The sequence below is a fragment of the Nocardioides sp. genome (assembly GCF_036267815.1).
In the GTDB taxonomy this organism is placed as follows: Bacteria; Actinomycetota; Actinomycetes; order Propionibacteriales; family Nocardioidaceae; genus Nocardioides.
Genome location: NZ_DATAVI010000097.1, coordinates 15,419 through 35,230, shown reverse-complemented (window position 1 = coordinate 35,230; position 19,812 = coordinate 15,419). Strand labels below are relative to the sequence as shown.

Below are 19,812 nucleotides of genomic sequence, written 5' to 3'. Positions count from 1 at the left end.
CACGAGTCACCGCGATGGGGGATGTGGGATGAACCAGGCAGAGAGCAGCCAAGCCGCAGCAGTACGGCGCCAGCTCGTCCAGCTCGTCGGCGCGCACGGTCCGGATCTCCTCGACGACGCCCGGCGCGTGCGCGCCATGCTCGGCGACGCGGTGGTCGGTGCCACCGCCGAGGCCAACCTGATCGGGCTCGCGATCAGCTCGGGTGTGCCGGCCAAGCTCCGTCAGGGCACTGCCGCCTCGGCGATCGTCAGTGAGCTCCAGCAGACGTCGTCGGTCCAGCCGCAGGACGCGGAGTGGGCGGTCAGCGCGATCGCAGCGGCCCTGGGAATGGCGGAGTCCGCGCCGCCGCCGCCTCCGCCACCCGCGCCGCCGTCCCCGGCCGCTGCCCCCGACGCGCCCGGGCCGGCCGCTGCGGCGTCGGGTCCGGCGGGTCCGGCGGGTCCCGACGACCTCGTCATCGGCGGAGTCGGTCCCGACGTGGTCGTCCGGGCCGGAACCACCGCCACGATCGGCCGTGACCCCGGCTCCACGCTGGTGCTCGACAGCACGGCCGTGTCGCGCCTGCACGCGCGCGTCGAGCGCGTTGGCTCCGGCTGGGAGTACACCGACCTCGGGTCGACCCAGGGCAGCTTCGTCGGTGGCGCCGCGGTGCGGACGACCACGATCACCGGCTCCACCGAGATCGTGCTCGGGCAGGGCGCCGAGGCGGTCCGGCTCCGGTTCGGCCCGGGCGTCGCGCGTCCGGCGCCCGAGCGGGCCAGGCCGGACGTCGCGAACGCGGCTCCTCCGACCGAGGTCCCCGGTCGACCCGGCGGAGTGCTCGCCGGCGGTGCCCCGAAGACCGAGGTGACGGGCGTCGACAGCCTGACCGTGACCCTGGGCGGCACCACCCGCGTCATCGCGTCCGGCGGTGCGCTCACGATCGGCCGCGAGAGCGACAACGACCTGATGGCTCCGGGCAGCACTGCCTCCCGGCACCACGCGCGGATCGAGCAGACCGGCGGCACCTGGGTGCTTCGTGACCTCGGGTCGAGCTCGGGCACCTGGCTGGCCGGACAGCGAGTCACCGAGGCGACGCTGACCGGCCAGCAGGAGTTCGTGCTCGGCGACCCTGGACGCGGCGACCATCTCACCACCCAGGCCCCCGGCAGCTCGCCCGCCTCGCACGGCGGCGGCATCGCTGCCGTCGCGAGCGCCGCGAGGTCCTGGCGCGGGAAGGGCCCGGCATGGGTCGTGCCCGCCGCCGCCGCGGCCGTCGTGGTGCTGGTGCTCGGTGTGGTGGCCGTCGGCCTGCGCGCACACCACGGCGGCTCCGGCGCCGACCGGCTGACCGACGCGCAGCTCGCGGAGGCGACCGTCGAGCTGGTCCGGCCAGACGGCATCTACGGCTCCGGGGTCGTGGTGGACGCCCAGAAGGGCCTGATCATGACCAACGCCCACGTGGCGGTGTCCAGCGCCCTGGGACAAGGACTGCCGAAGTTCGGACAGGACACCCCGCAGATGCAGTCGGACCTGCCGAAGAACCCGGCCGAGCTGGTCGTCTACGTCTCCTCTGACGGCAAGTCCGCCGCCCTGCCGAAGTTCTGGGCGAGACCCGTCGCGTGGGACGGCTACCTCGACGTGGCGGTCCTGAAGATCGACCGGCTCTACAACGGTGGGAGCGACCCCGGCGACGCTCCGGTAGCCGGGCCCAAGGACTGGGACTACCTCCCACAGGTGCCGCTCGGCGACTCGAGCGACCTCAAGGCCGGCGACCACATCGGCGTGTGGGGCTACCCGGAGGACCCCGGCTCGCAGGCGCCGAACTTCGGCAGCGGTCAGCTCTCGAGCACGGTCGAGGACCAACGACTGGCCCCCAAGTGGGGAACCGAGGCGAACGCCGCGATCTGGAACTTCGAGGGAGCTCAGGTCCTGCACGGCAACTCGGGCGGCCTGGTCTTCGACGAGACGACGCACACCATGGTGGGGATCCCGACGTGGTACATCCCCGACCACGATGCGGGTGCCCCCTCCGGGTCGCGGATGCGGCCGATCGACTTCGTCAAGCCGGTGCTGGCCGCGGCGCGGGCTGGCCGGCGCTACACCACGCCGTACGCCGTGCCGCACCCGGCGAGCGCCAAGATCACCAAGGTCGTGGCCGTCGGCACCGGCTATGCCGACAACGCGGTCGGGAGCTGCGACGACGCCCACACGCAGGCGGGGAGCAACGCCCTGATCGCCTTCGACTACACCGGCTTCACCGGCGGCCAGAACCTCGACCTCGCCGCCGCCGTCTACGTGCAGGACTCGAGCGGGCAGTGGAACCAGGTCACCTCTGCGATGTCGCAGCTGCACAACCAGATGAAGGCCGACGGCTGCGTGGCGTTCGTGTTCGGCGAGAACCTCCCCAACGGCACCTATCGGATCAAGGTCGGGGTCGGTGGAGACCTGCACGACATCTATGACTACACAGGGAACGTGGATTGGAACTGAGTCCGGGCACACGGGTCCGGGTAGAGCTGCTCGGACCCCTCGAGCTTCGGGTCGACGGCGAGCCAGTCTCCGCCGGCGGCCCGAAGCTGCGTGCCGTGCTGGCCCAGCTCGCGCTGGCCGGGGGACGCGTCGTCAGCGTGGACGAGCTCCTGCTCGGCGTCTGGGGCGAGGATCTCCCGGGGTCGGCGCGCAACACCCTCCAGTACCACGTGACGACGCTGCGCAAGGCCCTGGCCGAGCACGACGCCGCGGAGGCGATCGTGACCCGGGACCCCGGCTACGCGCTCGCGTGCGACACCGACGTGGCCGCCTTCCTCGCCGGCGCGACCCAGGGGGAGCGCGCCTCCTCCGGTGGGGACCACGCGGCCGCGGCCACGGCGTACGCCGCAGCGCTCAACCAGTGGCGGGGACAGGCCCTCGCCGACCTGCGCGACTTCGAGTTCGGCGAGGCGCGTGCGGTCGCCCTGGAGGCACAGCGCCTGACCTGTCTGGAGGCCTGGGCCGACGCGGAGCTGGCGTGTGGTCGCGCCGACGCACTCGTCTCCCCCCTTCAGGACCTGGTCACCGAGCACCCGACCCGGGAGCGGCTGTGGGAGCAGCTGATGACCGCCCTCTACCGGACGGGGCGGCAGGACGCCGCACTCTCGGCGTACCAGTCGGCCCGGATCGCCCTCGACCGCGAGCTCGGGGTCGAGCCCACCGCCCGCCTGGTCGCGCTCCAGAGGGCGATCCTCAACCAGGACTCCGCCCTGAGCCCGGAGCCCGCCGTACGCCGGACGCCCGCGCGCAGGATGACCCAGACGGTCCTCGTGCGCTCGGCCCTGTCGGCCGCGCCGCCCACCCTGGTCGGACCCAGCGGTCAACGGATCCCGGTCGAGGCCGCGCCGGTCGTCCTGGGGCGGCACGAGGCCTGCGACGTGGTGCTGGTCGACGACGAGGCGTCCCGCAGGCACGCCCAGGTGACGTCGGCTCCGGGTGGCTGCCAGGTGACCGACCTGGGGTCGACCAACGGCACCTACCTCAACGGCGTGCGCCTCGAGGGGCCGGCCCTCCTGGTCGACGGCGACCGGATCGAGATCGGCCACTCCGTCGTCCGGTTCATGGCCCGCGGCTGAGACGCGCTGCCGGCGGGCTGCCGGTCGGCTGCCGGTCGGCTGCCGGTCAGAAGGCGAAGCGCTCGGTGTGCTGGGCGATGGTCAGCGTGAACGCCCGGCCGTTGGTGGCCTTCTCGTCGAAGACGTGCGGGCCCCCGATGACGAACTGGCCGCCTTGCAGGGAGGCCGGAACCTCGAAGACCTGGGTGGCGTAGCTCTTCTTCTCGGTGAGGTCACTGGCGTGGTACACGGTCCCGTCCCGGGCCACGAACGTCAGCGCCGGCTCGTCGAAGGCCCACTCGTGCTTCTTGTCGGGGTCCTCGGAACGGGTGTACCACGAGCGGACGAAGAGGAAGGCGCGGCTCGGGTCGTGGGGCGTCTGTCCCGCCACGAAGTAGTCGAGGTGGGCGTCGGCGACCGTGACGTCGAGCGTGTGGTGGTAGAGCCCGGGCTGGCCGTCGATGTAGTAGATCGGGATCGACGTCGCGGTCGTGACCACGAAGTGCCGGTTGACGGTGAGGTCGCGGTGCTGGCGCTCGAGCACCTGGATGTTCCCCGCGTCCGCCTGGCCGGTGAGCAGCGAGATCCGCTGGTCCACACCCTCGGAGCTGAGCACGAGATCGGCGGACGTCGTGTCGGCCGGTACGGCGACGACGTACGGCCCCGATCCCCGCAGGGTCCGCGACTGGCCGCCCACCTCGACGCCGAGGTCGTGGCCGTGACCGCACGACGCGTGGTCCTGGCATGCCCAGGGGCCGAGCCCGAAGGTGATCAGCCGGCCGCCCGGTGGCGGGGTCATGGTGTGGCCGCCGACCTGGACCTGGCTGACCTCGGACAGCGAGGTCAGGCTGACGCCGACCTTCTCCGCGGCCATCCCCACCGGGTGGGCAAGGGGACGCGGCTGCAGGCTGTGGTCGCTCATCAGCATCGTCGCGGACGCCACCATGGGCGTGGGGCGGTGTGCTGCGTCGGTGGTGGCTGCCTGGGCATGCCCGCCGAAGGGGTGCGCGAGCGCGACGAACCCGCCGCCGGCGACGGCCAGCGCTCCCACGGTGCAGGCGGCGACCAGTCCGGTGCGCGAGCGGAGCCAGCCACGCGGGCGGTCGATGCCGACTCCCGGCCGCGGCGCAGGGCCGGGCACGGTCGCCCGAGGTGGCATCGGCGGGAGGGCCGTGGCCGCGGGCGGCGCGGCGGTCATCTCGGCGTCGATCGCCGCGTTCGTCACCAGCGGACGGACGGGCGTCGCGGCCTGAGGCTGACGCGGCGGGGCGGGGTCGGTCGTGGGTGCCGGGTCGGTCCCGCTGGGCAGGACGGAGGCCCAGGTCGCGACCGCCCACTGCGCGCGCTCGGTGCTGAGCCCCCACGACTCCAGCTGGCCCTGTACGTCGCCGAGCTCGCCGTGCCCGGTCGCCGTACTGCTCGCGAGGTCGTCCAGGACACCGTGGTCAGCCGCGACGACGAGCGCGTCGACCAGTCCGCGGTTCTCGGTCGCGTCCACCCCGAGGACGTCGGAGAGCATGGCCCGCAGTCGGTCGCGGTCCTGCACGACCCGCCAGCCGTGGTCGCGCAGCACGGATCGCAGAGCCCGCTCGACCACTCGCTCGTCCGTCATCGTCGTTCCCCTCGTCGCCGACCGGCCGGTGTCTGCCCCGGGCCTTGAAGATGATGGAGGGTCTCCCGGCGCGCTGAGGCGCCGCTGAGGGCTCGTGCGGCGTCGTAGCGCGGGAGCCGCGGCGCACACCCTGCGCCCCCTGGGTCACGCGTGCCCCAGCAGTCCCAGCAGTGGACTCCGTCGGGGCCACGTGGCCTTGACGACCGGACAGGGCCGTGATCCCCTCGTCGTCGGTAAAGAAGGTAAAAAAGTGCTGACCGGGCGGCTTGGGATCTCACGTCGGGTGCTGTCATGTCCGTTCTGTCGCGACGCAGGCCGGCACGCCCTCCCCTTCCCGAGGCCGCGGTCGGCCACCGCGCGCTTCGACGCCGACTCATGTTCCGGGCCGCTGCCGCGGAGGGCCCGCATCCGACGCAGCCGGCGCCCTGGGCTGCCGCGCGGTTCGCGGGCGCGCGTCCCTGGTGGCAGCGACCCCTGAGCTGGAGCATCGCGGTCGGCCTGGTCGTGGGGGTGGTCGGCGGCCTGGTGTGGGTGCTGGGCTCAGGCCGTCCGGCCGAGCAGCGGGCGAGGTTGGCCGCCTCGTACACCGCGCCGATCCGGCTGCGCCCGGGCACGTCGTACATCCGCACGCGGGTGCTCCCCACGGGGGACCTCGAGGTGACCCAGTGGATCGCGTCGGCGACGCCCGTGCAGAGCCTGACCCTCCGAGTCCCGCTGGTGCCGGGGCTCGCGCCGGCTTCGGTCTCGCTCGGCCGGCTGGTGGTGGCGGCGGACGGCGTGCGCTCGAGCGCCCTGCCGGTCGCCAACCAGGCCACCGGCACCTGGGAGTACCGGCTCCCCGTGGCCCGTGCGGTCTTCCTGCGCTACCGGCTGTCGGGCGCGGTGCAGACCACCAGCGTCCCCGGCCGTGCGGTCGCGACGATCACCTCTCTCCTCGTCTCGACCGGACACCGGCTGACCAGCACCACCCAGGCCGTCGTCGGCCGCGACGTCCTGGCCCTCGGCTGCTCACTGCCGACCCCGGGGACGGCTCCCACCCTGTGCGGGGTGACCTCGAACGGCATCTCGAGCGTTCGCCTCTACGGCGCCCAGCAGCAGAGCCGGGTCACCGCCCAGGTCCAGCTCTACTGACTCACCCCGGGCCCCGCAGGTCGATGCCGGCCGCTCTCGGCGTGGTGCGGCGTGAGCCGGCGGGCGTCGAGCGGGAAGTCACGGCTTGGTCCAGGTGTGGTCCTTGTGCCGTCGGTCCACGGCACCGTGTCAGCCGTACCCCGGATCCGGGTGCCCGCACGGTGGAGCTCTGTCTTGCTCAGGGCGAAGATCGACGAGGTGGGCGACGAGGTGGTCGGCGCCGAGGATCGAAGGAGGCAGTCCTATGCACGACACGACTGAGCATCGACAGTCGAGGGGCATGGGTCCACCGGCCGCCAGGGGCACGTTCACGGCGTTCGGGGCTCGTCACGTGACGGGCGTGGCGCTCACCCGATGGGCAGCCGCGGCCTGTTTCGTGATCGCGGGCGTGGTGCTGCTGGTCTTCGGTCAGTGGTGGGGGGCGGTCTTCTTCGTGGCGGCCGGGCTCAACGGCTCGCTCGCCTACCTGGTCCCGCACTGGAACCGGCGCCAGGACAGCTCGAGCGACGCCAGGATCTCGACATGACCAACGCCAGCCCATCGGCGGCCAGGGGCACGTTCACGGCGTTCGGGGCTCGTCACGTGAGGGGCGTGGCGCTCACCCGATGGGCAGCCGCGGCCTGTTTCGTGATCGCAGGCGTGGTGCTCCTGGTCTTCGGTCAGTGGTGGGGAGCGGTCTTCTTCCTGGTGGCCGCCCTGAACGGCTCACTGGCCTACCTGGTGCCGCGCTGGAACATGCTCCGGGATGCCCCGAAGAACGTCGAGCGCGTCCGCGAGCTGCAACGATCGCGGGCTCTCGTGGTGGACGACGCGGCAGCCCGGCTGCGCCGCATCGAGCAGGACCTGCACGATGGAGCCCAGGCACAGATGGTCGCGGTCGTCATGAAGCTGGCGCTTGCTCGGGACCATCTCAGCGCGCCGGCCGCCAGGATCGAGGGCGCCGATCTCGACCGAGTCCTAGGGCTGGTCGTCGCCGCCCATAGCGGAGGGATGGAGGCGATCACCGAGCTGCGGGACCTGGCTCGCGGCATCCATCCGCCGGCTCTGGGCGAAGGCCTCGGTGCCGCCCTCGCGGGCCTGGCGGAACGCAGCGACCTGCCGGTCGAGCTGGTGGTCCGCATGCCGCAGCGCCCGTCTCCTGCCATCGAGACGATCGCGTACTTCTGCGCCGCGGAGCTGCTCACGAACGCGGCGAAGCACAGCGGTGCCCAGCGCGCCCACGTGGAGGTGTCCCACCAGCCCGGCCAGGTGAGGTTGCGAGTCAGCGACGACGGCACAGGCGGCGCCCGGCTCCAACCTGGCGGAGGCCTGGCCGGCCTCGCAGAACGGGTCAAGAACGTTGACGGCAGGCTCCAGGTCGAGAGCCCGGCCGAAGGCCCCACGGTGGTCACCGTCGAACTGCCATCTCACGTCTGATCCCAGAGGAGCAGCATCGAATGCGCATCGTCATCGCCGAAGACTCCGCCGTCATCCGGGCCGGGCTGGTCGAGATCCTGGCCGACCGGGGACACGAGACCGTGGCCGCCGTAGGCGATGCCGATGCTCTGCGAGCGGCCGTGGAGGAACACGCACCGGATGCTGCCGTCGTGGACGTGCGGATGCCACCCGACTACACCGACGAGGGCATCCGGGCGGCAATCGCCATCCGCCGTGACCACCCGGGCACCGGAGTGCTGGTCTTCTCCCAGTACATCGAGATCCGGCACGCCGCCGAGCTGCTGGGAGCGGCATCCGGTCGCGGCGCGGCCGGCATCGGATACCTGCTCAAGGACCGCGTCGGCGACGTCGGCGAGTTCGTCGACGCGCTGGGTCGGGTTGCGGCCGGCGGCACGGCCCTCGACCCCGAGGTCGTCACGCAGCTCCTCCGAGGGGCCGCCCGGCGCGTCGACGGCCTCGATGCGCTGACCCCCAGAGAGCGCGACGTCCTCTCCTTGATGGCCGAAGGCAGGTCGAACGGCGCCATCGCCGGCACCCTGGTGATCTCGGAGCGGGCGGTCGAGAAGCACGTCGCCAACATCTTCGCCAAGCTCGGGTTGGCCCCCTCGGACGCTGACCACCGACGCGTGCTCGCCGTCCTGCGCTACTTGGAGTCCTGACCGGGTGCTTCCGAACCTGGCTGCGGCAGAGATGCCTCTGGTTGGCCGATGGTGAGAGTCAGCGGTAGTTGGTGAAGCGCACCCGCGTAGGTGGGTCGCGTTGACTGTGATCGACAATGGTGACGTGACCTGCGGTTACCCGTGTGTCGACGTTGGTGAATGTTGGCTGCCGACGAGAATCCTGCGGACTCTTTGCGGACTCTCAGCCATGCCCTGACGAAGGGTGACCGGGTCGGCTCCTGGCTGCCAAGCGGCGGCGCGGCGCCGTCGAAATGCCTGGTTCAGAGGCGTCGAAACGCCTAGTTCGCAGGCGTCCGTCTGCTAGGTTCGCGGCATGTCCTACCGTCGCCGGGTCGTCGACGAGCTGCTTGACGAGCTGTTCCCAGACCTTGCGGCGATCGCCCTGGAGGGAGCCAAGGGCGTCGGCAAGACCGCGACGGCCCTCCAGCGCGCCGAGACCGTGATCTCCCTGGATCTGCCCGCCCAGCGCGAGGTCATCGCGGCTGATCTCGACTACGTCGCGCGGGCCGCCCCGCCGGTCTTCATCGACGAGTGGCAACTCCACCCAGCGGTGTGGGACAGGGTCCGTCGGGCTGTCGACGAGGATCCGCGCGGTGGCCGGTTCCTGCTCGCAGGTTCTGCCGGCGTCGCACCCGGCACGCGCATCCACTCCGGCGCGGGCCGGATCGTCAGCCTGGCGATGCGCCCCCTCTCGTTCGCCGAGCGCGGGTTGGCCGAGCCAACGGTGTCGCTGTCGGATCTGTTGACCGGGTCGCGGCCGAAGATCATCGGCAGGTCCGGCGTCGGCCTGACGACATACGTCGACGAGATCCTCGCCTCGGGATTCCCGGGAATCCGAGACCTGCCGGAGCGGGCCAGGACCGTTCAGCTGGACAGCTACATCGCGCGCATCGTCGATCGCGACCTGCCCGAGAGCGGACTCAGTGTGCGCCGTCCCGGCGCGGTCCGCGCCTGGCTGGCCGCCTACGCCGCTGCAACCTCGACCGACGCCGCATACACCAAGATCCTCGACGCCGCCACCGCGGGAGTCGTGGACAAGCCCTCACGGGCCACCGTCGACAACTACCGCGAGCACCTTCGACGGATCTTCGTCCTGGACCCTGTCGAGGCCTGGGTACCGATGTTCAATCCGCTCAAGCGGCTGACACACTCGCCGAAGCATCATCTCGTCGATCCAGCGCTGGCTGCGCGGTTGGTCGGAGTCGGCAAGGCCGGGCTCCTGCAGGGAGCCGGCGACCGGGTGGCAGCTCCGACCGGCACCTGGGTAGGCGCCTTGTTCGAGTCGCTCGTTGCCCAGAGCGTCCGGGTCTGTTCATCGGCCGCTTCGGCGCAGGTGGGCCACTTGCGCACGAAGGAGACGGACCACGAGATCGATCTGATCGTCGAAGGAGAGGACCGCCGCGCGGTCGCGATCGAGGTCAAGCTGAGTGAGTCGATCAGTGACAAGGATGTACGTCACCTCAACTGGCTGCACCAGCAGATCGGCGACCGGCTCGCTGATCGCGTGATCATCACCACCGGCGAACATGCATTCCGCCGCCCCGACGGGGTAGCAGTCGTGCCCCTCGCGCTGCTCGGTCCGTAGATCGGGTCAGCGACTCTGCGCGCGATCGGTCTGTTCGGTGAGCCAGAGGATGAGGTCGGTGCGCCAGTAGCGGACGTGGCGGCCGATCTTGAAGCTGCGGGGTCCGGAGCCAAGGTGGCGCCAGTAGCGCAGGGTCCCTTCGGGGATCCGGAGGTAGCGGCAGGCTTCTTGCAGGGTGAGCATCTCGTCGCCGGGGTTGGCTCCGGCGCGAGGGCCGGTGGGTGGGGTTCGGTTGTGCGCGAACCCGACCCTTCTTCGAACCGGCGTCGACGTCGATCCCGGCAACCCACTGCTCGTAGGTCTCGCCGCCCATCGAACCCACGCGCTGGACCACGTCGGGGGTCGCGGTGAGCCGGGCAGCAGCCACCCCGGTGCCCTCACCGAGGTAGTAGTCATCAGCCCGGGACCGGTCGCGCTCGACGTAGGCCCGGGCGGCCTTCGCTGCCGCGGTAGAACTTCACCCCGCCATGCACATCGACCACCCCGAGTCCTGGTCTCAACGGCGTCCGTCGACAACCAACGGATCCCTAGAAATGCCGCGTGGGCCGCCCGATCCCGGGCGACCCATCTACGTCCTTCGTAGCATGCGTGCCGACTGAGAAGAAGGGTTGGAAGGGGGATCGGAGGAGGAGATTGAGGAAGATCCCGGGGACCGTGAAGAGGCGACGATTATCGGCTGAAGGACGGACCGCGGGGACGGCGAGACAGAAGAGTAGAAGCTGGGTGCCAAAGAGCCCTTTGTTGCGAGGCTAGCTTTGTGCATTCACCGCCTGCGCACCCGCGGAATGGAGACCCTGCCCGCAGCAGAACCGACACAAACGCGTGGCCCGACATGATGCACCGGATCTCGTTCCCCGTCTTCGAAGTTCTTCACACTTCATATTTCGGGCTTCGAAACCGGTACGCCAACGCCGGTGATCCCACCGCCGCAAGGCGTCCCCCACCGCACTATCGAACGCAGAACGTTCTGGCGCCTTCACTCTCGGTTGGTCCTTCGGTTCGGCGACGCGGCCAAGCCCTTGGGGCGCGCCCAGCTGGGCACAGCGCAATCTGAGGGTATCCGGCGATCACTTGCACGGGAAAACACCCGACGGGCCCGATGCCGCCCGCCCCTACCGGCAGTACAGTCAATTAGTTTAGGCAGATCGGAGGCGGACGCCGTGATTCGCATTCTTCGCCACCTCGCGTTTGGTGACCGCCATCGTGGGCGCGACGTTCCTGTACGGGACCTACGACGCCATGGCGTCCGGTAGCGGGATCCAATATCAACAGTCGGGGGCTGATGCGCCGCTGCTCAACTCCCAGCGTTGGACGACGCAGGGAGAGGTGGTCGACCACGGCTGCCAAGCCAGCGCGCCGGTGCTGACCCTGGCTCCCGGCCAGGACTCCGTTGAGGCCCGCGTGGTTGGCGTCGACCCCTCCACCTGCACGTTCGAGTGGGAGCAGGGCACCCCACAAGCCAGCACGTCGTCCAACGACCCGGTTGGCTCGTCGGTCACGCAAACCGACCCACCGGGAACGGCGACGCCGACGGCGCAGCCCCCGGCTACACCACTGTCACTGGCTTCTCCGACCTCGCGACGCGGCATGTCGGCTCCCGGCATGTCGCCAATGACGACGTACTCCTCCTCGGGCAACGAGCTTGCGTGGTTCGAGGACAAGGCCGGAATCGACCTCAACAAGGACCAGTCCCTGCTCTCCTGGGCTTGGAACCCACAAGGCTGCGTGACCAGTTCGAGCGGATGGGCCTACTGGTGGTGGCGCAGCGGCGACGGCTGGCACATGGACGCCAACGATAACGGCATCCATCGGTACTGCGGCTACTCCAACGCTTGGTCTCGGTCCGACTTCCACAACTCGATCTTCTGCTTGGGCTACACCACCCACACCCACTACCGGGGCGTCAACGTCGAAGGCTCCTACAGCGGCGCCCTAACCGGCTGGGTGGATAACCAGTGGTACAACGCCTGCCTGCCGTTGTACTTCCACGAAAAGCTAACCCGCACGACCGGATGATTCCTCGGGAGGAGCGACTCCGATGATCGAACTCGCCATCTTGATGCTGGTGCTGGTCACGGTCGTGGTCAGCGAAGTGATCGCCCACCGGCGCGACGCTGCCGCACGGGCTAGCGCATCTCGACGCTGCCGGTACGCCGCGCTCGGTCTGGGCGTTCTCGGGGCGGCCGCCACGTGGGCAGTCACGACCGACAACGAACGAACCGCGCCCCGGGTGTGGGCCGCGCTAGTCCCACTCGCTGACCTGCGCAAACGCGCCGATTCAGCGGAAGTTGGTGAACTGCACCGCGAAGTCGTAGTCCTGCTGCTTGACCAGGGCGATCACGGCCTGGAGGTCGTCTCGCTTCTTGCTCGAGACCCGGAGCTCGTCACCCTGGATCTGCGACTTGACACCCTTGGGTCCGTCGTCGCGGATCAGCTTGGAGATCTTCTTGGCGTCGTCGGAGGTGATGCCCTCCTTGAGGGCGATCGCGATCTTCGAGACCTGGCCCGACTGGCGCGGCTCGGAGGCGTCGAGGATCTTCAGGCTCTGGCTGCGCTTGACCAGCTTGTCCTTGAAGACGTCGAGTACCGCTGAGGCTCGGTCGTCGGCCGACGCGCTGATCTCGATCGCGTGCTCGCCCTGCCACTCGATCGTGGCGCCCGTCCCCTTGAAGTCGAAGCGAGTCGCGATCTCACGCGCGGCCTGCCCGAGTGCGTTGTCGACCTCCTGCCGGTCGATCTTGCTCACGATGTCGAACGAGCTGTCGGCCATCTTGATGCCCTCCTGGCGGTTTCGGGTCTGGTGTCCTGCCTTGCTATTCTTCCGACCGCCTTCCGAACCCGCCAACCGCGGGGCGGTGGACACGGCAGATTGCCCGAGCGGCCAATGGGAGCGGACTGTAAATCCGTCGGTGTATACCTACCCAGGTTCGAATCCTGGATCTGCCACCGCGACGACGCGATGGTCGCGGACGGGTTGTGTGCCTGAGCGCGCGCGATAGCGCGGGCTCAGGCGCACAACCCATCTCTCGAGGCTCGCGAAGCGGTCAGCCGGAGAGGTTCGAGGACCACTTCTCCTCGATCCGGCCGAACCTCCACACGCCCAGGGCGACGAGCCACGAGACCACGAAGAGTCCCACGATGGCGTAGCCGGCGTCGTCCAGGTTGACCCCGGCGACGGCCGCGAGCGGCCCGCTGGTGATCGACAGTCGGTCGGCCAGGACGCCGACCAGCTCGATCGTCCCGATCACCAGCGCCACGAGCACCGAGATCGTGGTGATCGTGAGGTTGTAGAAGACCTTGCGCACCGGCCGGGCGAAGGCCCAGCCGTACGCCGCGTTCATGAAGACGCCGTCGACGGTGTCCATCAGGCACATGCCGGCCGCGAACAGGATGGGCAGTACGAGGATGGAGTAGAAGGGCAGGCTGACCGCCGCCGCACCCCCGGCCATCACGAGCAGCCCGACCTCGGTGGCGGTGTCGAACCCGAGCCCGAAGAGTACCCCGACGGGGTAGATCTGCCAGGGCTTGGTGATCGACTTGGTGAGCCCGCCCAGGAAGCGGTTCATGAAGCCGCGGGAGTCGAGGTGCTTCTCGAGCTCCGCCTCGTCGTAGTGGCCCGACCGAATATCGCGGAAGACCTTGAGGATGCCGAAGAGGGCGGCGAGGTTGAGGAGGCCGAGGACCCACAGGAAGCCGCCCGACACCGACGGTCCGATCACGCCGGTGATCGTGTGGAGCCGGGAGGAGTCGTTCGCGACCGGGCCGATGAGTGACTTCACGCCGATCGAGAGCAGGAACGCGAGCAGGAACACGATCGTGGAGTGGCCCAGCGAGAACCAGAAGCCCACCGACAACGGCTTCCTGGGTGCCGACTCGCCCTCCACCTCGGTGGCGAGGTTGTCGCCGATCAGCTTGCGGGTGGTGTTGTCGACCGCGGCGATGTGGTCGGCGTCGAACGCGTGCCGGAGTCCGAAGGTGTAGGCCAGCACGCCGACGCCGACGGTGAACACCGGGTGGTCTCCGCCGAGGTGGTAGTGGTGGGGAGCCACGGCCCCGAACAGCACGCCGAAGCCGGCCACGTGCAGAGCCACGATGAACGCCGTCATCGAGACCAGCACCCGCCAGTCGCGCGGTGACAGGCTCGACCGGAAGGCCCGCAGGCGCGAGCCGGATCCCGGCGTCGTCGTCGGTGCGACGGTAGCGGACTGCTGGGCCATCCGATGTCCTCCCGCGGGGTCGAGGTACGTCACCGCCATCTCATCGCAGTTGCGAACGATGTGCAACTACGCGTCCTTGTCAGGTGGCTCGCGCCGGTCGCGAGGGCGGATCGTGCGCCCAGGTCGAGATCCGGCCAGGGGCCGGGGTCGGGACCCGTCGGGACGAACGTCCCGAGGATCCGGGCCGATGGCCGGATGCGAGGGTGGCGAGGCGGACGCGACCCTGGCCTCGTGGCAGACACCGGTGGCGTGATCGTGGTCGGTGTCGACGGAAGCCCCGGCGCCGCCGCGGCCCTCGACTTCGCCCTCGCCGAGGGCGCCGAGCGGGGCAGCCGGGTGCAGGTCGTCACGGCGTGGCTGGGCAGCGGCCCCCTCGACGCCCCCGACTCGGCGGACCAGGCCGACGCGCGGGCTCGCGTCGAGCAGATGCAGGGCGAGGTGGTGGCCCGGCGTCTCGCCCGGCTGGCAGACCAGCGCGAGGACGCCCCCGAGCTCGACCTCGTCGTCGTCCACGACTACGCCGGGCGGGTCCTGGTCGCGCGGGCCGAGCATGCATCGATGGTCGTCGTCGGCAGCGGGGCGCCGAGCAGTGCGAGCCAGCAGGTCCTCGGCTCCGTCGCGGAGTACTGCCTGCGCCACGTGTCCGTGCCGGTGGTGATCGTGCCTTCCCCCGCCCGCTTGGAGCGGCGAGCGGCCGCCGCGGCCGCAGCCGCCGAGGTCGGCTGACTCACCAGGTCCGGGTCGCCTCGCCCGAGGCGTGAGGTGCTCCGCGGGTCTAGTCTTCGCAAGGTGACGCAAGACGGGAGCGTCGCCGAGCAGTTGCGTGCACTGCTCGACGCCAATCGCACGATCGTGGGCGACCTCGATCAGGCCGTGGTGCTGCGCCGCATCGTGGAGGCCGCGGTCGCACTGGTGCACGCGAGGTCCGGCGCCCTCGCGGTCGCCGGCGAGGACGGCTTCCTGGAGGAGTACGTGCACGCCGGCGTCGACCTCGACACCGCCGCCCACCTGCACCCCGACGGCGAGCGCCGAGCCTCGATGTCGGTGCCGGTGCGGATCTCGGGCCAGCCGATCGGCAACCTCTTCCTGACGCGGCCGGCAGCCAGGCCGTTCACGCATGCGGACGAGGACCTGCTGGAGTCGCTGGCCGGGACGGCCGGCGTCGCCATCGCGAACGCCCGCACCTTCGACGAGAGCCGCCTGCGCCAGGAGTGGTTGGTGGCCTCGACCGAGATCACCCGGCGGCTGCTGGTCGGAGACCAGGAGGCGCTGCGCCTGGTCGCGCACGACGTGCACGTGCTGGCTCGAGCGGACCTGACCACCGTGGTCCAGCCGGTCGACACCGACCTGCTGGTCGCGGTGGCCGTTGGTGCCGCGGCCGACCGGATCGAGGGCGCTCGGTACGCCGCATCCGGCACCCTCAGCGAGCACGTCCTCCAGCACGGGAAGCCGGTGCGCATCGCCGACGCCGAGGACCCCAGGGCGCTGGCAGGCACGATCTACCTGGCGGGCGACGTCAGGGTCGGCCCGGTCATGGTCCTGCCGCTCCTCGGGCGCGAGGAGGCCCGCGGCACCCTGGTCGTGATGCGGGGGCCGGGACGCCGGCCCTTCACCGAGGGCGAGGCCGAGATGGCCACGACGTTCGCCAACCACGCGTCCGTCGCCCTCGAGCTCGCCGAGGCGCGGCGCGACCAGCAGCGCGTGCTCCTGCTCGAGGACCGCGCCCGGATCGCGCGGGACCTCCACGACCACGTCATCCAGCAGGTCTTCGCCGCGGGTCTCGTCATCCAGGCGACGGCGTCGGGCGCCACCGACCCCGCACTGGTCCGGGCCCTCCAGGACGTCGTGACCAACCTCGACGACGCGATCAAGCAGATCCGGGTCTCGATCTTCCGGCTTCAGCCGCCCGTGCCCGGTGGGTTGCGTGCGGCCGTCATGGACGTCGTGGCCGACGTGCGGCCGGGACTGGGCATCGACCCACGTCTAGACCTGGACGGACCCCTGGACCTGGTGGCCACCAGCGACCTGGTCAGCGACGTCACCGCGGTCGTGCGCGAGTCGCTCGTGAACGTCGCCCGGCACGCGTCCGCCTCCGCCGTGGAGCTGAGCATCCACGCCACGACCGCCCGGCTCACCGTGACGGTCAGCGACGACGGGGTCGGGGTCGGCGACGACGACCGGCGCAGCGGCCTGGAGAACCTGCGCGAGCGCGCCGAGAGCCGGCACGGCTCGATGGCCGTCGCCGAGGTGCCCGACCTCGGCGGCACGACGCTCGTGTGGACCGTCCCCATCAGTTGAGTGGCGAGTTCTGACCCGTTGAGATGCGGGTTTCGGTTGCCCGTCATGTCGGAACCCGCATCTCAACGGTCAGAACACGCCACTCAACGGGAGGGTCCGGGAGGATGGGGCGGTGACCGAGCAGATCCACGACATCGGCAAGCGCCGGGCGTGGGTCATCTGGCTGGTCGCCCTGTCGGTCTACGTCCTGGCGGTCTTCAACCGCAGCTCGCTGGGCGTCGCCGGGCTGCTCGCCACGCAGCGGTTCGGGATCAGCGCCACGCAGCTGTCGTTCTTCACCGTCTTGCAGCTCGTCGTCTACGCCGGGCTCCAGGTGCCGATCGGCGTCCTCCTGGACCGGTTCGGCTCCCGGATCCTCCTGCTGAGCGGCTTGGCCCTGATGGCGGTGGGTCAGCTGGTCTTCGCCGTCGCCTCGTCGTTCCCCGTCGCGGTGCTGGCACGCGCCGTACTCGGCGCCGGCGACGCGGCGATCTTCGTCAGCGTGATCAGGCTGGTGACGCTGTGGTTCCTGGTCCGTCAGGCGCCGCTGGTCACCCAGCTCACCGGGCAGGCGGGTCAGCTGGGCGCCGTCGCCGCGGCCGCTCCGCTGTCGCTGGCCCTGCAGCACCTCGGGTGGACCCGCTCCTTCTCGATCGCGTCGTCGCTCGGCATCGTCGGGATGGTCGCCGTCGCCCTGGTGGTCAAGGACTCCCCCTACGCGCGCCAGGAGGTCGCCCGGACCAAGATGCGCGCCCTGGCCCGCAGCCTGCGCCTGGTGTGGGGCAACCCCGGCACCCGGCTCGGCATGTGGTCGCACTTCACCTCCCAGTTCAGCGGCACCGTCTTCGCGCTGCTGTGGGGATACCCGTTCCTGGTGCGCGGAGAGGGGCTGGGCTCCGGCACGGCCAGCGCGCTGCTGATGCTGATGACCGGCTGGGTGATCGTCAGCGGACTGGTGCTCGGTGCCCTGGTCTCGCGCTTCCCCTTCTGGCGCTCGCGGATGGTGCTCACGGTCGTGGCGGCGATGGCCGTCGCGTGGGCGGTGGTGCTGCTGCGGACGACGCCCGCACCGCTGTGGCTGCTCGTCGTCCTGGTCTGCGCGATGGCCAGCGGAGGGCCGGCGTCGATGGTCGGCTTCGACCTGGCGCGCACCTTCATCCCGGTCGAGGCGTCAGGGCGCGCGAACGGGTTCGTCAACGTCGGCGGCTTCTCGGCCAGTCTGCTGACCATCGGCCTGGTCGGGGTGCTGCTCGACTGGCACAGCGGAGGTGGCGCCGACCGCTACGACCTGTCGGACTTCCGGGTCGCGATGTCGGTGCAGTTCGTCTTCTGGGCCTTCGGCTCGGTCCAGGTCCTGCGCTTCCGGCGCAAGGCGATCTCGCACCTGGACCGGCTCCACCCCGGCGTGGTCGACGCCATGAAGCGCGGTGAGGCCGTCGTCCACCTGGGCTTCCACGAACGCGAAGGCGTGTGAGGTGCGGTCAGACGCCGGCGGCGTCCGCCTCCATCGCCGCGACGTACTCGCGCTTGATCTGCCGCCACGCCTCGTCGGTCATCGTCCGTCGCCAGTACGGCGAGCAGGAGAGGTCCTGGCGCGAGAGGCCGCGCTCGGACAGGAGGTGACGGCGTACGCCGCGGATCTCGTCGGCCTCACCGTGCACGAAGCCGAACGGCGGGCCCGCCGCCAGCCCGGGCGCCGCGAAGTCCAGCGCCTCGACCGCGGCCAGCAGGAGCGACTCGTCGCGCTCGTCGCCATGCCGGTGCAGCCAGGCCAGGTCGACGTCCCCGCGACTCTCGAGGGGGATCTCGTGGTCGGGCCCGTCGCAGACGATCCGGACGACCGCACGGTCGCCGGGCCGCAAGGCCTCCAGGGAGGCGGCGATCGCCGGCAGCGCGGACTCGTCGCCGAGCAGCAGGTGCCACGCGGCGTCCGGTGACGGGCGGTAGCCGCTGCCCGGCCCCTCGAAGACCAGGACGTCGCCGGCCCGCGCGTTGGTCGCCCAGCGCGAGGCCACGCCCTCGTCGGCGTGGACGACGAAGTCCAGCGTCAGCTCCAGCGCCGCGGGGTCCCAGGAGCGCACGGTGTAGCGACGTCGCGCCGGCCACTCCTCACGGGGGCAGCTCTCGCGGACCACCCCGGGCTCGAAGACCTCGGCGTAGCTGGCTGCGACGGGCGGGAAGGCGGCGTTGACGTAGGCATCGGTGGCGTCGGGCATCACCAAGCCGTCCAGGTCGCCCCCGCCGAGCACGATGCGGACCGTGCTCGGGGTGAGCTCCTGCCTGCGCACCACGCGTCCGTGCACGGCGTACCACCCTCCTCGTCGAGACCAGTCAAGAACTTAGGCAAGCCTAACTTGTCACAGGGTGAGGCCCCAATCCTCAGCCGACGCCCCGGTTGAAGTCGGAGTCCCGGCGGCTGACCATGTCGCGCCGCTCCTCCTCGCTGAGCGCCTCCACGAGCGGCGCGACCTCGGTCCCGAAGCCGCTGACCTCCGGCGCGTCCGGGACCGGCACGATCGTGTGCACCACGCGGTCGGCGTAGACGTGCACGGCGTTGACCGAGGTGTTGCCGTCGACGGCGGAGATGAAGCGGCCGAGCGGTGCGGGGTCGGCGAGGTAGCAGGTCGCCGCCGCCACCGAGACCGGCACGCCGGCGAACGTCGAGTGCGAGCTGAAGTGGTAGTGGCCGCCCAGGATCGCGCGCACGTCGCTGCCCTCCACGACGGTGGCCAGCCGGTCGGTGTCGAGCAGCTCGATCACCTCGGCCACCGGGCACATCGGCGAGGGGATGGGCGGGTGGTGCAGCGCGAGGACGGTCCCGTGCTCGGCCGGGGTCGCGAGCACGTCGTGCAGCCACGAGAGCTGGTCGTCGGTGATCTCGCCGTGGTGCCAGCCGGGGACGCTGGTGTCGAGGCTGACGACGCGCAGCCCGGCGACGTCGTACACGCGGTCCTGGGTGGCCTCGGACTCCGCCCCGAAGAGCTCGCGGGAGTACGCCGCGCGCTCGTCGTGGTTACCCATGCACCACACGACCTGTGCGCCGATCCGCTCCGCGAGCGGCTCGACGAGCTCGCGCAGCCGTCGGTACGCCGCGGGCTCACCGAGGTCGGCGAGGTCGCCGGTGAAGACCAGTGCCTGTGGTGGTGGGTCGATCCGCGCCACCCTGTCCAGCGCCTGGGCCAAGCGCTCGGCGGTGTCGATCGCGCCGTACTGCCGGGCGTCGCCGGCCAGGAGATGGGTGTCGCTGACGTGGGCGATCACGTGCGTCGGTGGCGGCAGCTGGCCGTACTGGATCACGCAGCGAGC

17 protein-coding genes and 1 tRNA gene are annotated in these 19,812 nt (G+C 70.8%); 12 read left to right on the top strand and 6 right to left on the bottom strand.

Features of this window, described 5'->3' with window-relative positions:
* The first annotated feature begins 28 nt into the window (after positions 1-28).
* The gene (locus VHW64_RS19945; RefSeq protein ID WP_329652327.1) at positions 29-2,473 is read left to right on the top strand and encodes an FHA domain-containing protein; all 2,445 of its coding nucleotides are present in this window, start codon (positions 29-31) and stop codon (positions 2,471-2,473) included.
* Positions 2,464-3,588 carry a BTAD domain-containing putative transcriptional regulator gene (locus VHW64_RS19940; RefSeq protein WP_329652326.1) on the top strand — a complete coding sequence of 375 codons (1,125 nt, stop codon included), beginning with the start codon at positions 2,464-2,466 and terminating at the stop codon, positions 3,586-3,588. The genes VHW64_RS19945 and VHW64_RS19940 overlap by 10 nt, the downstream gene beginning before the upstream one ends.
* 46 nt (positions 3,589-3,634) lie before the next feature.
* Here VHW64_RS19940 and VHW64_RS19935 read toward each other — a convergent pair whose 3' ends face one another.
* Complete coding sequence (locus VHW64_RS19935; protein WP_329652325.1) at positions 3,635-5,179, bottom strand: hypothetical protein; 1,545 nt, start codon at positions 5,177-5,179, stop codon at positions 3,635-3,637.
* Positions 5,180-5,470: 291 nt separating this feature from the next.
* Between VHW64_RS19935 and VHW64_RS19930 the strand changes: the two genes are divergently transcribed.
* The 5 genes from VHW64_RS19930 to VHW64_RS19910 all read left to right on the top strand — a co-directional run bounded on the left by VHW64_RS19930 (position 5,471) and on the right by VHW64_RS19910 (position 10,012).
* Complete coding sequence (locus VHW64_RS19930; protein WP_329652324.1) at positions 5,471-6,310, top strand: hypothetical protein; 840 nt, start codon at positions 5,471-5,473, stop codon at positions 6,308-6,310.
* A gap of 280 nt (positions 6,311-6,590) precedes the next feature.
* A complete protein-coding gene (locus VHW64_RS19925; protein WP_329652323.1) occupies positions 6,591-6,836 on the top strand; it encodes a hypothetical protein in 246 nt (81 codons plus the stop codon).
* Positions 6,833-7,726, top strand: coding sequence for a sensor histidine kinase (locus tag VHW64_RS19920; RefSeq protein WP_329652322.1), 894 nt, complete (start codon positions 6,833-6,835; stop codon positions 7,724-7,726). The genes VHW64_RS19925 and VHW64_RS19920 overlap by 4 nt, the downstream gene beginning before the upstream one ends.
* Before the next feature lie 20 nt (positions 7,727-7,746).
* Positions 7,747-8,406 carry a response regulator transcription factor gene (locus tag VHW64_RS19915; protein WP_329652321.1) on the top strand — a complete coding sequence of 220 codons (660 nt, stop codon included), beginning with the start codon at positions 7,747-7,749 and terminating at the stop codon, positions 8,404-8,406.
* A gap of 334 nt (positions 8,407-8,740) precedes the next feature.
* Positions 8,741-10,012, top strand: a complete 1,272-nt coding sequence (locus tag VHW64_RS19910; protein ID WP_329652320.1) for an ATP-binding protein — start codon at positions 8,741-8,743, stop codon at positions 10,010-10,012.
* Between the two features lie 6 nt (positions 10,013-10,018).
* On the opposite strand, the gene VHW64_RS19905 is transcribed toward VHW64_RS19910, so the two are convergent.
* Positions 10,019-10,195 carry a helix-turn-helix domain-containing protein gene (locus VHW64_RS19905; protein ID WP_329652319.1) on the bottom strand — a complete coding sequence of 59 codons (177 nt, stop codon included), beginning with the start codon at positions 10,193-10,195 and terminating at the stop codon, positions 10,019-10,021.
* A 1,008-nt stretch (positions 10,196-11,203) separates the two neighbouring features.
* Between VHW64_RS19905 and VHW64_RS19900 the strand changes: the two genes are divergently transcribed.
* The gene (locus tag VHW64_RS19900; RefSeq protein WP_329652318.1) at positions 11,204-12,028 is read left to right on the top strand and encodes a hypothetical protein; all 825 of its coding nucleotides are present in this window, start codon (positions 11,204-11,206) and stop codon (positions 12,026-12,028) included.
* A 262-nt stretch (positions 12,029-12,290) separates the two neighbouring features.
* On the opposite strand, the gene VHW64_RS19895 is transcribed toward VHW64_RS19900, so the two are convergent.
* A complete protein-coding gene (locus VHW64_RS19895; RefSeq protein WP_329652317.1) occupies positions 12,291-12,782 on the bottom strand; it encodes a YajQ family cyclic di-GMP-binding protein in 492 nt (163 codons plus the stop codon).
* A gap of 93 nt (positions 12,783-12,875) precedes the next feature.
* On the opposite strand from VHW64_RS19895, the gene VHW64_RS19890 reads away from it, so the two are divergent.
* A tRNA-Tyr gene (locus VHW64_RS19890) sits at positions 12,876-12,958 on the top strand.
* Positions 12,959-13,056: 98 nt separating this feature from the next.
* Here VHW64_RS19890 and VHW64_RS19885 read toward each other — a convergent pair.
* Positions 13,057-14,295, bottom strand: coding sequence for a HoxN/HupN/NixA family nickel/cobalt transporter (locus VHW64_RS19885; protein ID WP_329652316.1), 1,239 nt, complete (start codon positions 14,293-14,295; stop codon positions 13,057-13,059).
* A gap of 165 nt (positions 14,296-14,460) precedes the next feature.
* Between VHW64_RS19885 and VHW64_RS19880 the strand changes: the two genes are divergently transcribed.
* The 3 genes from VHW64_RS19880 (at position 14,461) to VHW64_RS19870 (ending at position 17,980) form a co-directional block, all read left to right on the top strand.
* Positions 14,461-14,955 carry a universal stress protein gene (locus VHW64_RS19880; protein WP_329652315.1) on the top strand — a complete coding sequence of 165 codons (495 nt, stop codon included), beginning with the start codon at positions 14,461-14,463 and terminating at the stop codon, positions 14,953-14,955.
* 63 nt (positions 14,956-15,018) lie between these two features.
* Complete coding sequence (locus tag VHW64_RS19875; protein WP_329652314.1) at positions 15,019-16,527, top strand: GAF domain-containing protein; 1,509 nt, start codon at positions 15,019-15,021, stop codon at positions 16,525-16,527.
* Positions 16,528-16,639: 112 nt separating this feature from the next.
* On the top strand, positions 16,640-17,980 hold the full coding sequence (locus VHW64_RS19870; protein ID WP_329652313.1) for an MFS transporter: 1,341 nt from the start codon (positions 16,640-16,642) through the stop codon (positions 17,978-17,980).
* 7 nt (positions 17,981-17,987) lie between these two features.
* On the opposite strand, the gene VHW64_RS19865 is transcribed toward VHW64_RS19870, so the two are convergent.
* The gene (locus VHW64_RS19865; RefSeq protein ID WP_329652312.1) at positions 17,988-18,809 is read right to left on the bottom strand and encodes a siderophore-interacting protein; all 822 of its coding nucleotides are present in this window, start codon (positions 18,807-18,809) and stop codon (positions 17,988-17,990) included.
* A 76-nt stretch (positions 18,810-18,885) separates the two neighbouring features.
* A complete protein-coding gene (locus tag VHW64_RS19860; protein ID WP_329652311.1) occupies positions 18,886-19,803 on the bottom strand; it encodes a phosphodiesterase in 918 nt (305 codons plus the stop codon).
* Positions 19,804-19,812 lie beyond the last annotated feature (9 nt).